Raw genomic sequence first — 14,321 nt, forward strand, 5'->3', positions numbered from 1 at the left:
AACTTCAACAAAACAAACCTAAAATTAACAAAAAAAGTTGCTTTTGGGAACCCTCTTTTACAAAAAAATGTTTTATTTTTAGTTATTCATAAACAGCTCATCTCGGCTGTTATTACTCACCTAAAAATCGCTCTCCTATGCAGCAGCTTATTCAGGAAAAAGGGTTTCATTACCGTGCTTTTACCTTACGGGAAGATGACGTGCTCGTCCACCTGCGGGATTTTGAAAACGAGCGGGAATTCAGTGTTGATTATCTCGACCTGGGCCTTCAGGTGTACCGAAAAACGGAGCATCATTCCCGTGCGCTCCGATGGTTATCCGGAGGTGTCGCTACGCTCATGTTGATCGCCTTGATCGCTTCGGCCAGCGGGGTTGAATGGATAGCTCCAGGCTGGGCTTTTGCTCTCGGAAGCGTGGCATTGCTGGCCTGTCTATGGACTTTCCTGCAACAAAAACCAGGGATGATTTACCTGATTGGTGGGGAACAAAAATTGGGCTTCCTCCAAGAACGGCCAAACGCCGACCAGGTAGAAGACTTTATCTCTGCCACTATTGATAGAATTAAGGAATGCTACCACCAACAATACCTTCATCACTCCAATGACACAACGGATGAAGAACGTCGTTCGCGTATCCAATGGCTACACGAAATGAAGGCGATAACACGAGCAGAAAAGGATGTCTTGTTAGCCGAACTGGGGCCTCTACGTCAGCAACCTATTGGCTTTCAGAGAGCAACGTAAAGCGACAAGGTTAATTTTTATCAGCAAATAACTGACAACTCATAGCATCCATTTAGGAAAATCCTGAATGGATGCTTTATTTTGGGGCCGATTATAAAATTGACCTTTCAACAGCTTTACTACACGTATATCTATGCAACGAATCTTACTCTTCTTTGTGCTATCGCTGATAGCATTCCACTCCTTTGCACAAAAAGACCAGCGACTAACGCGCGGTCTTTCGCCGGTAGAAAATCTTCCGATATTGCAGATGCCTCATCAGGACAATCAAGTCTTGATGAGTAATGAACTAGCTCGTCGAGGGCCCGGAGTAGCCCCCCGATACGCAACAAACATAGCAGTAGACATTACCCCCGCTACCCACGGACAATGGGAAACCACGCCCTACGGTAGCGTATGGCGTCTGCGCATCAAATCACAGGGAGCCTATTCTCTCAATTTTGGGTTTACCCAATACACCATGCCGAGAGGAGGCAAGCTCGTGATGTACAGCCCCGATCAGGCACGCATCCAAGGCCCATTCACCCCGGCAGATAACGAAGAACACGAGCAGTTGTGGACGCCGCTCATAGAAGGCGACGAACTCGTCATTGAAGTAACCGTACCCACTGCTTCCATAAACGAACTGTCCCTCAAGCTGGCTTACGTCAATCACGCATTTGAAAATTTCAGCGCACTCATTTCCGGCTCTTGTAACCTGGATGTGATCTGTGGTGCCGCCGACGGCTGGGGCATCGTAGATCCCCATCGGGATATTATTCAATCCGTTGCGGTAATTTCCACTGGTGGTGGCACCTTCTGTACCGGTTTCTTGGTCAACAATGTAGAAAATGATTGTACACCATTTTTCATGACTGCCAACCACTGTGGCATCAATTCCGGCAATGCTCCTTCGCTGGTAACCTATTGGAATTACCAAAACAGTACCTGCCGCCAACCCAATACTCCAGCCAGCGGTGGCCCTGGTGATGGCCAACTCAACGACTTCAATACCGGAGCGATCTTTCGAGCTTCCCGATCTCAATCCGACTTTGTCTTGGTAGAACTTGACGACCCTGTTTCACCGACCGCCAACGCCTATTTTGCTGGCTGGGATGCTCGCGGTGTAAGTATTAGCAGTGCAATCGGTATCCACCATCCTCGTACTGACGAAAAGCGGATCAGTTTTGAAAACGACCCCACCCAATTCACGACCTACGGCAGCAGCACGCCTACCTCCAACTACACCCACGTAAGGGTCGTTGACTGGGACACTGGCACAACGGAAGGCGGCTCTTCAGGCTCTCCCCTTTTTGATCAAAACGAACGCGTTGTCGGGCAATTACACGGTGGTGGTGCTGCCTGTGGAAATAATCTATCCGACTGGTACGGTTCTTTTGCCATTTCCTGGGATGCAGGAGGCAGTGCCAGTTCCCGCCTACGCGACTGGCTAGATCCCAACAATACAGGTACCGAATTCATCAATGGGCGCTGGGCCAACGACTGTAGCTTCACCGTTTCCGGCACACCGGTAGAACAAACCATCTGCCAGCCCGATGTGGCCTTTTACGATATCACGGCCAGCACTGGCTTTAGTGGTTCGGCAAGCCTTAGCCTTGCTGGTTTGCCTTTCGGAACTTACGATTTCAGCCCTAGCAGTATTGATCCCGGTGAAACTTCTACCCTCAGTGTGGAGACCAGTAACCTTGACCCAGGCACCTACAATTTCACCGTCACCGCTAGCAACAATGGTGACGATATCGATATCGACCTTACTTTGATTGTTTTAGCAGGGAGTACCGATCCTCCAACCTTGCTGGACCCTGCGGATAACAGTACCGATATTTTCCCAAATCCTATCCTCGTATGGGATGGTGATGACAGCGGGGCAACTACTTATACGGTGCAAATTTCGACCAACAGTAATTTCACCAACATTGTCGAAACGGGAAGCACTACCGCAACCACCTACCAACCGACCAACGCCAACCAAGGTGCTACCCAGTACTACTGGCGGGTGAGAGCTAGCAATGACTGTGGCACCACGGGCTATTCCGATATATTTTCTTTTGTCACCCAAAACATCAGCTGCGTCACCTACAACTCAGATTTCTCCACAACAATCAGTGCCAACGGTACCCCGAGTATTGAAAACGACATCTTTTTTGCGGAAGATTTTACCATTGCTTCCGTCGTAATTGGCTTGGAAATCACGCATTCCTACATTGGTGATTTAAGTGCCCAACTATTACCGGTTAGCGGAGGAGCTATCAATTTATTTAACCGACCAGGATTTCCTAATGACAACTTTGGCTGTTCCGAAGATAACCTTCACCTTTTCTTTAGTGATGATAGTCCCAACAGTCCTAGTGCTTTGGAAAACACGTGTAATCCTTCCGACACCGGGCCCAATAACCCTGGTCCGCCTTATGCTATCGAAGGCAGCTTCCAACCTATTGGCAACTTCAACGGCTTCATAGGCCAAAGCAGTTTCGGAACCTGGACGCTTCAAGTCAACGACAATGCCAGTGCCGATGGCGGTATCCTGGAGGAATGGTTCGTTACCGTTTGTTACGCTGTACCTAGTGAACCGCCGGTGTTAGTCACCAATCAAACACTTCAGGTCATCCACAACACGCAGGAAACGATCACCAACACCTACCTGGAAGCGGAAGACCAGGGAAGTGGCCCTGACGAAATTTACTACACGATTACCGACTTGCCTAACCAGGGCGTGCTGTTGCTAAACGGACAAGTACTCAACTTAGGCGATAGCTTCACCCAGGAAGATATTGACAACGGCCTCGTGGCTTACGAACACGGAGGTGGTACAGTGCTATCCGACAACTTCGAGTTCGACCTGAGTAATGCCGCAGGAATTAGCACTACAGGTAATGTTTTCTTTATTGAAATCATCATCAATCCATTGATGGCCAGCATTACCCAAACGGGGAATATCCTCTGCAACGGCGATGCGAACGGCGCCGTCAGTGCATTCGCAACGGGAGGTGTTGCTCCTTACCAATATGCCCTCAACGGTGGTGATTTACAAGCAGACAATAACTTTACCGACCTTGCTGCTGGTAATTATTTCGTGACGATTGTTGATATGCTCGGTACTGAGATCAGCACGAATACCATTACCATTGGTCAGCCCACCCAAGTGACGGCAACAACCAATGTCAGCGATGACCAAATTACGGTCAATGCCGCTGGAGGAACACCGGGATATACCTACCAATTAGAGAATGGCACGCCACAAAGCAGCAACATTTTCTCCAATGTTCCCAACGGGACTTACACCATCACCGTTACGGATGCCAATGGCTGTAGCGCCGCTGTTACGGCTACGGTGGCCGTCAACAATATTATCCTTACCGCAGCTTTGGTGCAAGATATCAGTTGCCACGACGCTGACGATGCCATCATAACGGCGCTGGCTTCTGGCGGTACGCCGGCATACCAATACCGTATCAATGGAGGAAGTTTCCAACTGGAGTCTACCTTCACCAACCTCGGCCCCGGGGCTTATACCATCGAAGTTCAAGACCAGGATGGGTTTACCCAAAGCAGTGTCACGATTAACGTTACCAATCCACCTTTACTTAGCCTTTCTGCTAGTGTTGTGGAGGATGAAGTTACGGCAAATGCAGCGGGAGGTACCCCTCCGTTGCGGTACCAACTGGATGGAGGGAGCCCGCAGAGTAGCCCCGTCTTTTCTGGACTCGACAATGGTAATTATTCCATCACGGTCATTGATGACAATGATTGTACCGCAACGGTTAGCGTTACCGTAGCCGTCAACACCCTTGTTGTGAGTGCGACTTTGGTAAATGATATTACTTGTAACAATGCCAATGACGGAAGCTTACAAGTAAATGTAAGCGGCGGCACCCCTGGCTTCCTGTACAGCCTCGATGGCGGGACCTACCAAAGCAGCCCCATTTTCAACGGGCTTGCTGCCGGAGGTTACACCGTCACCGTTTTGGACAGCGAAGGGTTTACCCAAACGACCAACAGCATTACCATCACCAACCCCGCAGCCATCAACGCTACCGCCATGGTAACCGACAACGTGATCACCGTAAACGCGACGGGCGGAACTGGGCAGCTTTTGTACCAACTCAACAATGGCACCTTGCAAAGCAACCCCGTCTTCACCAATGTACCCAACGGACAGTACACCATCACCGTTTACGACGCCAATGATTGTACCACCACCCTCAGTGCTACCGTGGCGGTCAACACCCTCGTGGTGAATGCTACTTTGGTCAGCGACATTACTTGTAACAACGCCAATGACGGAAGCCTACAGGTCAGCGTGAGCGGTGGCACCCCTGCATTCATGTACAGCATCGATGGTGAAAACTACCAAAGCAGCCCTATTTTCAGCGGACTTGCCGGAGGAAGTTACACCGTCACCGTTTTGGACAGTGAAGGGTTTACCCAAACGACCAACAGCATTACCATCACCAATCCCGCAGCCATCAACGCTACCGCCATGGTAACCGACGATGTGATCACTATAAACGCGACGGGCGGAACCGGGCAGCTTTTGTACCAACTCAACAATGGCACCTTGCAAAGCAACCCCGTCTTCACCAATGTACCCAACGGACAGTACACCATCACCGTTTACGACGCCAATGATTGTACCACCTCCCTCAGTGCTACCGTGGCGGTCAACACCCTCGTGGTGAGTGCGACTTTGGTCAGCGACATTACTTGTAACAACGCCAATGACGGAAGTCTACAGGTCAGCGTGAGCGGTGGCACCCCTGCATTCATGTACAGCCTCGACGGTGAAAATTACCAAAGCAGCCCCATTTTTAGTGGACTTGCTGCCGGAAGTTACACCGTCACCGTTTTGGACAGTGAAGGGTTTACCCAAACGACCAACAGCATTACCATCACCAATCCCGCAGCCATCAACGCTACCGCCATGGTAACCGACGATGTGATCACTGTAAACGCGACGGGCGGAACCGGGCAGCTTTTGTACCAACTCAACAATGGTACCCTGCAAAGCAACCCCGTTTTCACCAACGTACCCAACGGGCAGTACAACATCACCGTTTACGACGCCAATGATTGTACCACCTCCCTCAGTGCTACCGTGGCGGTCAACACTCTTGTGGTGAATGCTATCTTGATACGAAACATGAGTTGTCACAACGTGAACGACGGGCGACTTATGGCCGAAGTTCAAGGTGGCACACCACCTTTCCAGTATAGTCTGGATGGGGAGAACTATCAAAATGAAGCTTTGTTTACTGGCCTCAGTGCAGGCACTTACACCGTCACGGTGTTGGATGCCGAAGGGTTTACCCAAACCACCAACAGCATTACCATCACCAACCCAACGGTCGTAAGCATGATGGTGATGGTGGATGGTTCTACCATTACCGTCACTGCTAGCGGCGGAACGGGCACCTTGATGTACAGTATCAACGGCCAGGATTTCCAGACGGAAAACAGCTTTACCAATGTTCCTGACGGTATTTACCAGGTGAGTGTGCGCGACGAAAACGGTTGTGCGGTGGCCATGCAAGCCATTGTTGCTGTTAACGGCTTGCTCGCCAGCGTTCAGGTCGTCAACCAGGTAGCTTGCTTTGGCGACGCGGATGGTAGTCTGGTCGTTACTGCGAGCGGCGGCATTGCGCCTTACCAATACAGTCTGGATGGTGAAACCTTTACGGAAGAGAACACCTTCGGCAACCTTCCCGCTGGCGATTACCAGGTGACGGTAGCAGATGCCGCTGGGGCAATGTTTACCACAAATATTGTAACCATTGAGGAACCCAGTGCGCTCAACTTGGTTCTCAGCGTCATGACGGATAACATCAACGCTGAAGTAACGGGCGGCACAGCTCCTTATGAATACAGCCTGAATGGGGGTGACTTCCAAACCTCATCTATCTTCCCTGACTTACCTCCGGGTGATTACCAAGTGACCGTTTTAGATGCCAATGATTGTGCTACGGAAGGATTTATCAGCATTCTGGTAGGTGTGTTTACCGCTGCTGACCCTAGTTTGAACCTCCAAGTCTACCCTAACCCCAACACTGGTCAGTTTGACTTATTGCTGGCACAGGCTACGGGCAACAAGCTCACTTGCAAGGTATTCAATAGCGCTGGGGCTTTGGTAGCACACGAGCTGCTGGCTAAACCAGGATTTGAGTTACGTCATTCCTTTGACTTGCAGTTCTTGCCTCCAGGCCTCTATCAACTCGTACTTTTCGATGCTGATGCCTTCGGAACAGTGAGGGTGATGGTGGTGAGGTAGATTTAATTTTGATGGATTAAACAAGATGGACACGGTTGGTTTATTATAGACCGTGTCCATCTATTTGATCCGAGTGCTATTCTACAAAAAAAGAAAACATATTAAGTCTTGTATCGTTAAGCATATTAGAAATACAAGTAGAAAGTGTGAGTTATTCCCAATGAGGCCCAGCTTGCTGATCGCTAATATCTTAGTTATTTGTATTCCGTCACTAGGAATAAAAAAACAGCTATTCTTATCCATTTAATTCTCCGTATCTTCGCGCGGTAAAAGAAACCATAACACCTTGAAATTTACAGAATTCGGCTTTAGTGCAACGCTCATGGAAGGATTGGACGCCATGGGATTCTACGAAGCTACCCCAATACAAGAACAAGCTATCCCTGCAATTATGGCCGGGAAAGACCTGCTGGGTTGTGCCCAGACCGGGACGGGTAAAACGGCAGCTTTTTTACTGCCTATCCTTGATCGTTATACTTCCGAACCACACAAGGGGATTGACACCCTGATTATTGGCCCTACCCGAGAGTTGGTACAGCAAGTAGACCGCCAACTGGAGGGCTTTTCTTACTTCACCCCGGTGAGTTCGATTCCTATTTATGGTGGTCGCGATGGCCGGTCTATGGATCAGGAGCGAAAAGCACTCAAAACCGGTGCGCCAGTAATTGTGGCAACTCCTGGTCGCTTGATTGCTCACCTGGACTTAGGTTATGTAGACTTCAGCCAAGTGCGGCACTTTATCCTGGACGAAGCGGATCGCATGCTTGATATGGGCTTTGTGCATGATATTCTTAAAATTGCTTCTCATTTGCCACAGAAGCGGCAGACCTTGCTGTTTTCAGCGACTATGCCAACACGGATTCGCAAATTTGCCCGTGACTTGTTCAATAACGAACCTGTGGAAGTGAATGTGGCAGTCTCAAAGCCTGCTGAAAATATACTCCAGGGTGCTTACGAACTGGAGGATGAAGGAAAAGTAAAACTGGTAGCTCACCTCCTACAAGGTAAAAAGAACCTACAACGAACCATCATTTTTGCGAGTACCAAGAAAAAAGTTCGGGAGGTCAATACCGCGCTTCAACGTGCGGGCTTGAGTGTAGCAGCTATTTCTTCTGACCTGGATCAGAATGCGCGTGAGGATGCATTGCAGGATTTCCGTAGTGGAAAAATTCCGATTGTGGTAGCAACCGACGTCCTCTCCAGAGGTATTGATATTAAAGGAATTGATGTGGTCATCAACTACGATGTACCACCCGATCCTGAAGATTATGTACACCGTATCGGTCGTACAGCGCGTGCCGATGCTTCGGGTGTTGCCCTGACATTTATCAGTCGTGGCGACCGTGGTCGTTTCCGTCGTATTGAGGAAATGATCAATATGGAGATACGCCGTATGCCTTTGCCCGAAGGTATTCCTGTAGGCAGCCCTCCCTCAAAAGGAGGACGCAGCAGTAGCGGCGGACGCGGGCGTGGAGGCAACTCCCGCAGCGGTGGTCGCAACTCAAGCCGAGGCAGCAGCGACAACCGTGGAGGTAGTGGAAGTAGTCGTTCTGGCGGTCGTCGTAGCGACGGCCCTAAAAAAACATAAGTAAAAGCGCTAAAACAACGGCAGCAGCATAGCAATCTATGATTTATCTTGAGCTAGAGAACGTTTCCAAATCTTACGGCGAAAAAGTTTTATTCGACCGAATCAGTCTGCCCATCAACAAGGGAAACAAAGTAGCACTGGTAGCAAAAAACGGTACTGGTAAGTCTACTTTACTACGTGTTGCTGGCGGGGTAGACTTGCCGGAAGGGCTGGGCGCCAAAGTATACATCCACCGTGATGCTCGGATGCACTATTTGGTGCAAGAGCCAGATTTTGGGGAAGAGCAGACCATCCTGGATGCGATCTTTGAAGGAGACAACCCCATGCTTAAAGCCATTGAGCGTTACGAACGCGCGCTGCTGATTCCCGACAAAGCAGAAGACCTCCAAAAAGCACTCTCCAAGATGGACGAGTTGAGAGCCTGGGATTTTGAAGCACGCATCAAGGAAGTCCTCAGTAAGCTCAAGATTGATGATCTCCAAAAGAAAATCAAACATCTCTCGGGTGGTCAACGCAAACGCGTAGCACTGGCTCGACTCATCATTGACGAGCCGGATCTCATCATTCTCGATGAGCCAACCAACCACTTGGATTTGGACATGATCGAATGGTTGGAGGAGTTTTTACGCCAACCCAGCCTTACCATCCTGATGGTGACGCACGACCGCTATTTCCTGGAAAGGGTATGCGACTACATCGTAGAACTCGACCAGGGTGAGTTGTTTAAATACAGCGGTAATTACAGCGAGTTTTTGCGTAAGAAAGCCACTCGCTTTGAGATTGAAGGTAACGAACACGAGAAGAACAAAAAGTCGCTAAAGCGGGAATTGGAATGGCTCAATCGTCAACCCAAAGCCCGCGGCACCAAAGGCAAGGCCCGTGTCAACAGTGTCTTGGAACTGAAAGACAGAGTAGAAGACTTTTCTCGTGACGCAGAAATGCAAATCGACATCAAAGGCCAGCGTCTTGGCAAGACCATCCTCGAAGCGTACAGTGTCAACAAGTCTTACGGTGACCACTTGATCATCAAAGATTTTGACTACAAATTCAAGAAAGGAGAACGCATCGGCATTGCGGGCCCCAACGGCGTGGGTAAAACCACCTTTTTGCACCTGCTCACCGAGGAAGAACGCCCCACTGGAGGCAAGATCGTCGTTGGTGGCAATACCGTTTTTGGGTACTACACCCAGGACGGGATGCAGCTGAAGGAAGACCAGACCGTGATCGAAGTGATTCGCGACATTGCGGAATTTATTCCTTTAGAGAAAGGCGCAAAATTGACCGCAGAGCAACTGCTGGAGCGATTCTTGTTCCCACGTTCCCAGCAACGCGTATATGTCAGTCAACTGAGTGGTGGTGAGCGCCGCCGCCTTTATCTGCTGACGGTCTTGATGAAAAACCCCAACTTCCTCATCCTGGATGAGCCTACCAATGATTTGGACATCATGACCTTGAATGTGCTGGAAGATTTCCTTATGGACTTTCCCGGTTGCATTATCATCGTTTCGCACGACCGCTTTTTTCTCGATAAGCTGGTAGATCATCTTTTTGTCTTCGAAGGAGAAGGTAAAATTCGCGACTTCCTCGGCACCTACAGCGAATACCGCGTTGATCAACTGGAACGCGAACGCGCCCAACGCAGTGAAGAACGCAAAGAAGAACAACAACGTAAAGCCGAAGTAGAAGAACTGAAACCCGGTCTTACGCAAGAACAGAAAAAGCAAATCAAGCGACTCGAAAACAAGATCAGCAAGCTGGAAGAGAAGAAGAAGGAAATCACCGAAGCCTTCAACGACACGACGCTTAGCGCCGAGCGTATTACGGAGCTGTCCAAAGATTTAGCAACAGTAAAAGAAGAAATCGAGGAACTGGAAATGGAGTGGATGGAGTTGGCGGATTTGGCTTAATTAAAGCAAAAGCTTTACCTCTGCCTTAAACATACATCTCCGGCGCTTTCTCGAAGTTCACTTTACATCCATCACAACAGAAATAGACCTTTTCTCCATGGTGCTCAACGATATGCTTGGCGGCACTTTTGAGTACGGGTACCTTGCATACTGGATTAATGTAATAATCCTGATTGACCATGGTGGTCTCCAGGGATGTTTCCGTAGAGGAGTCGGTTTCCTTTTCGGCGCGGAAATCCTGGATGACTTCTGCGAGGATGCTGATGGCGACCTCCTGGGGGGTCTTTGCTCCAATATCTAAACCGGCGGGGGTTTTGATGCGCTTAAGCTGATCAAACGTCGTACCCATTTGGCGTAGCTCATGGTAGATGGCACTGGCTTTACGCCTGCTGGCTACGAAGGAGAGGTAGTTGCTATTGATACTCAGCGCATGATGCAAAGCATCGGCATCGCGTTCTCCCTGGGTGCAAACGATGACGTACTGGTTCATCTGTTCCTCCTGGGGAGCAAACTGATCTAGTGTCATTAGTTTATCAACCCCCAGAAAACCACTTTCATCGGTTGCGGAAAGCACCACCTCTACCTTGTAATCCATGGCTTTGGCGATCTTCGCAAGTGCCATAGCAATGTGTGAATTTCCGAAAATGAGCAATTGTGGTGTTGGTAAAACAGGTTCTATATAAACTTCTACTTCGCCTCCACTTTGGCATGTCATGCGGTACAACTTCGTGTTGCCGTCTATTACATCTTGCACATCTGGGCTGATGTGTACCATCCGAGGTTTACGGTCTTGTAAAGAAAGCAGTGCTTCTTTCAGAACGATGCCGCGAGTACACCCTCCTCCTATCCAGCCAAAGATTTGCCCATCAGCAGTAATGATAGCCTTATCACCAGGTTTGCCCGAAGAAGGAATCTTGCGACGGACAATGATAGCCGTCGCGTAAGCCTTGTTTTTCAGGTTCAAATCAGCCACCGTTTGTAGTAAAGCGTTATGCATCGATGAGTATATTTTCCAGTTCAAGTAAGCTGGCAAAATTGTGTGCAGCTCCAAAGTGGTCGAGGGCCGGAAGGGCCGTTTTCATTCCTTCCTGGATCGGTTCGTAGCCGTTCATTCCCTTGAGGGGATTGAGCCAGACCAACTTCTTGGACCTTAATTTTATTTTTTGAATGGCTTCCGCCAAAACTTCGGGTTCACCCGTATCTAGTCCATCACTAAGAACAATTGTAATGGTGTTTCCGTTCAAGTGCCGCTTCGCATAGTTGTCGTTGAAATCTTTTAAACAATCCCCTATTTTGGTACCGCTCGACCAATGGGTGACGTACTGCGAGATCATCATCAAGGCAACCGACAAATCTTTGTCTGCGATGTAGTCCGTAATGCGCATCAGCTTGGTGCTAAAAGCGAAGGCTTCAATCTGTTTAAAATGATTCCGCAAAGACCACAAAAACTTCAGCAGGTAGAAGGAATACTTGTCCATGGAGCCGCTCACATCCAGTAGGATGAGGAGCCGAAATTTTTCTTTCTTCTTTTTTGTCTTTACCAGACGGATGATTGTCCCGCCATTCTGGATGTTTTTTCTGATAGAGCGACCCAGATCGACGCTACCTTGTTTGCCTTTTTTCTTCTTACGCTTGATGCGTAAACTCATCTCTCTGATGAGTTTTTCAGACAATTCGTCCAGAAAACGAGTCTCACTGGCACTCAACTTTGTAAAATCCGTCTTTTTGACGGTTTCACTGTTGTTTGCGCCCGTTGTCGTTTTTGAATCCTCGCTGTGCTCATCGGTATCACTCTCTCCCTGCCCTAGCATTACGGCTATGCTTTTGGGAGCTTTCGTGATTTTCTTCTTGTTTTTCTGCGCTCTCTTATCCGCGATACGGGTTCCTTTCTGTCGCCAAAACCGACGATAGATATTGGTGAAAGCAAGCCGCTCTTCCTCTGCATGGCAATAAAGTGCTGCGAGTGCATACTCGAACAAATCCCGATCCAACCAGATACCGGATAATGTAGTCAGGACGGCATCCTGACTACATTGAAGCCCTGCCTTGAAGCCCGCTTCCCGAGCTACCTGGCTAAATCCTACCAAAGACTCACTAAACGAATTATAGTGGGTGTAGTGATCCAATTTGTATTTATTTCTCGGCTTGTCCGGCGTTCTCCCGCTCTTTCTTCATCTCCGCGATGCGCTCTCGAGCCGCTTGCGCGGCATCTTTTGCGGTGCTCTTTACGCGATCACCAGGGAGGTTCAGCGAATTGTAATGGGCACGGCTTTTTTCGCCTTCAGCCAAGCGCTCTTCATCAAGCTTTTTGTATTCGTTGGTCAATGACATGTTTCGTGTTTTTAATCTTGAAAAATTTCCTGAGCGACAAGCTTTATGTCGTGATCAGATTTAAGCAAACAAGATAAGCTGTTGTAGACCGCATTTCCTTCCCCATGCAGTGCTGCAATTCCTCTGGCCCAGTCGATGGTTTCCGAAATACCCGGAGACTTATCGAGCTTCAGCCGGCGAATCTGACTTACATAGGCACCAATTTGCGCTGCCAACTGCATTTCAATATCAGGAATGTGCTTTCTGATGATTTTGATTTCCTTCTCCATATCGGGGTAGTTGACCCAATGGTAAAGGCATCGTCTCTTCAGAGCGTCACTCAATTCACGGGTACGGTTGGAGGTAAGTACAACTACGGGTTTGTGCTTGGCCTTGATGGTTCCCAATTCAGGAATACTGATCTGAAAATCAGACAACAATTCCAGCAAGAAAGCCTCAAACTCCTCATCCGCCCGGTCTATCTCATCAATCAGTAAGACCATCCTCCGATCCGCACTGATGGCTTGTAGTAATGGTCTTTTCAAAAGGTATTCTTCACTGAAAATAAGTTCTTCTTTCTCTTTTTCAGAAATACCGCTTTGCTCGTAAATCTTGATGGCTAACAACTGTTTTTGATAATTCCATTCGTAAATGGCATTGTTGACATCAAGCCCTTCGTAGCATTGTAGTCGGATTAAATCATAACCGAGGTACTTGGATAAGATATAGGCTACCTGTGTTTTCCCTACTCCTGGAGGGCCCTCTAGCAGCAGCGGCTTTTCCAGTTGCAGCAGTAAAAACAAGACTGTAGCCAGCTCTTCTTCCACTACAAATCCTAATTCATCAAGCAAAGGTATGAGTTCCTTGGGTCCAGTCACTAAGCATCTTTTTTTCCGCCTTTGAAGATATCTCCAACGCTTCCCAACATGCTTTTCACGACCGTGCCGGCAAGTGCTCCTGCGTTGAGTGCATTATCGGTTTCACCTGCCGTTTCTCCACCGTTACCCGCCAATTTATTGCTGAAGTTTTTCACAAACTGGTTGAGCAACTGATCGGATACATCGTTGATGAGCCGGGAACCAAATTGGGCCAACATGCCTACGATGGTGATGTCCATACTGAAACTGACGTGGGTTTTCCCATTCTCTTCCGTCAGCACACCTTTCATGATCATGTCCGCACTTCCCTTGCCTTTGCTGTCCAGCCCGCGGCCTTTCAGTACCATTTTATGATTGGCTTCGTCCAGCTCTACAATCTCGATATCGCCAGCGTAAGCTGCTTTGATGGGACCAAACTTGGTGACTACCTCGCCTTTATAGTTGCGATCATCGATCTTTTCGGTGATGGCCGCACCAGGTACACAGTCTACGATTTCTTCCGGTGCCGCCAAGCTTTTCCAAACCACCTCGATCGGCTGGTCAATGTCAAATTCTTTCGTTATTAAAGTATTCATCGTTTCTTTTTGAAGTGCTGCGCCAGGAGGCAATATCAACCTGGCGCAGCTGATA

General features: G+C 48.7%; 9 protein-coding genes. 4 read left to right on the forward strand and 5 right to left on the reverse strand.

Translation table 11 applies throughout. The features are described from left to right. Positions 1-137: 137 nt before the first annotated feature. The 4 genes from AB0L18_RS05730 (at position 138) to AB0L18_RS05745 (ending at position 10,503) form a co-directional block, all read left to right on the forward strand. Complete coding sequence (locus AB0L18_RS05730; protein WP_367391621.1) at positions 138-743, forward strand: hypothetical protein; 606 nt, start codon at positions 138-140, stop codon at positions 741-743. 133 nt (positions 744-876) lie between these two features. Continuing rightward, on the forward strand, positions 877-7,008 hold the full coding sequence (locus tag AB0L18_RS05735; protein WP_367391622.1) for a cadherin-like domain-containing protein: 6,132 nt from the start codon (positions 877-879) through the stop codon (positions 7,006-7,008). A gap of 286 nt (positions 7,009-7,294) precedes the next feature. After that, positions 7,295-8,596 (forward strand): DEAD/DEAH box helicase, encoded by a 1,302-nt coding sequence (locus AB0L18_RS05740; protein ID WP_367391623.1) that lies wholly within the window; start codon positions 7,295-7,297, stop codon positions 8,594-8,596. A 38-nt stretch (positions 8,597-8,634) separates the two neighbouring features. After that, positions 8,635-10,503: an ATP-binding cassette domain-containing protein gene (locus AB0L18_RS05745; protein WP_367391624.1), complete on the forward strand. Its 1,869-nt coding sequence runs from the start codon at positions 8,635-8,637 to the stop codon at positions 10,501-10,503. Positions 10,504-10,528: 25 nt separating this feature from the next. Here the strand turns inward: AB0L18_RS05745 and AB0L18_RS05750 are convergent, their stop codons facing one another. Genes AB0L18_RS05750 through AB0L18_RS05770 form a run of 5 tightly spaced genes read right to left on the reverse strand, consistent with a single transcriptional unit; the run spans position 10,529 to position 14,266 of the window. Further along, entirely contained in the window at positions 10,529-11,500 is a 972-nt protein-coding gene (locus AB0L18_RS05750) for an XdhC family protein (protein WP_367391625.1), read from the reverse strand. Further along, entirely contained in the window at positions 11,493-12,629 is a 1,137-nt protein-coding gene (locus AB0L18_RS05755) for a VWA domain-containing protein (RefSeq protein ID WP_367391626.1), read from the reverse strand. The genes AB0L18_RS05750 and AB0L18_RS05755 overlap by 8 nt, the downstream gene beginning before the upstream one ends. A gap of 7 nt (positions 12,630-12,636) precedes the next feature. Next, complete coding sequence (locus tag AB0L18_RS05760) at positions 12,637-12,834, reverse strand: hypothetical protein (RefSeq protein ID WP_367391627.1); 198 nt, start codon at positions 12,832-12,834, stop codon at positions 12,637-12,639. A gap of 11 nt (positions 12,835-12,845) precedes the next feature. Beyond that, on the reverse strand, positions 12,846-13,691 hold the full coding sequence (locus tag AB0L18_RS05765; RefSeq protein ID WP_367391628.1) for an AAA family ATPase: 846 nt from the start codon (positions 13,689-13,691) through the stop codon (positions 12,846-12,848). Continuing rightward, a complete protein-coding gene (locus AB0L18_RS05770) occupies positions 13,691-14,266 on the reverse strand; it encodes an SRPBCC family protein (RefSeq protein ID WP_367391629.1) in 576 nt (191 codons plus the stop codon). Before AB0L18_RS05770 ends, AB0L18_RS05765 begins: the two co-directional genes overlap by 1 nt. Positions 14,267-14,321 lie beyond the last annotated feature (55 nt).

The sequence above is a fragment of the Lewinella sp. LCG006 genome, from assembly GCF_040784935.1.
Classification (GTDB): domain Bacteria; phylum Bacteroidota; class Bacteroidia; order Chitinophagales; family Saprospiraceae; genus Lewinella.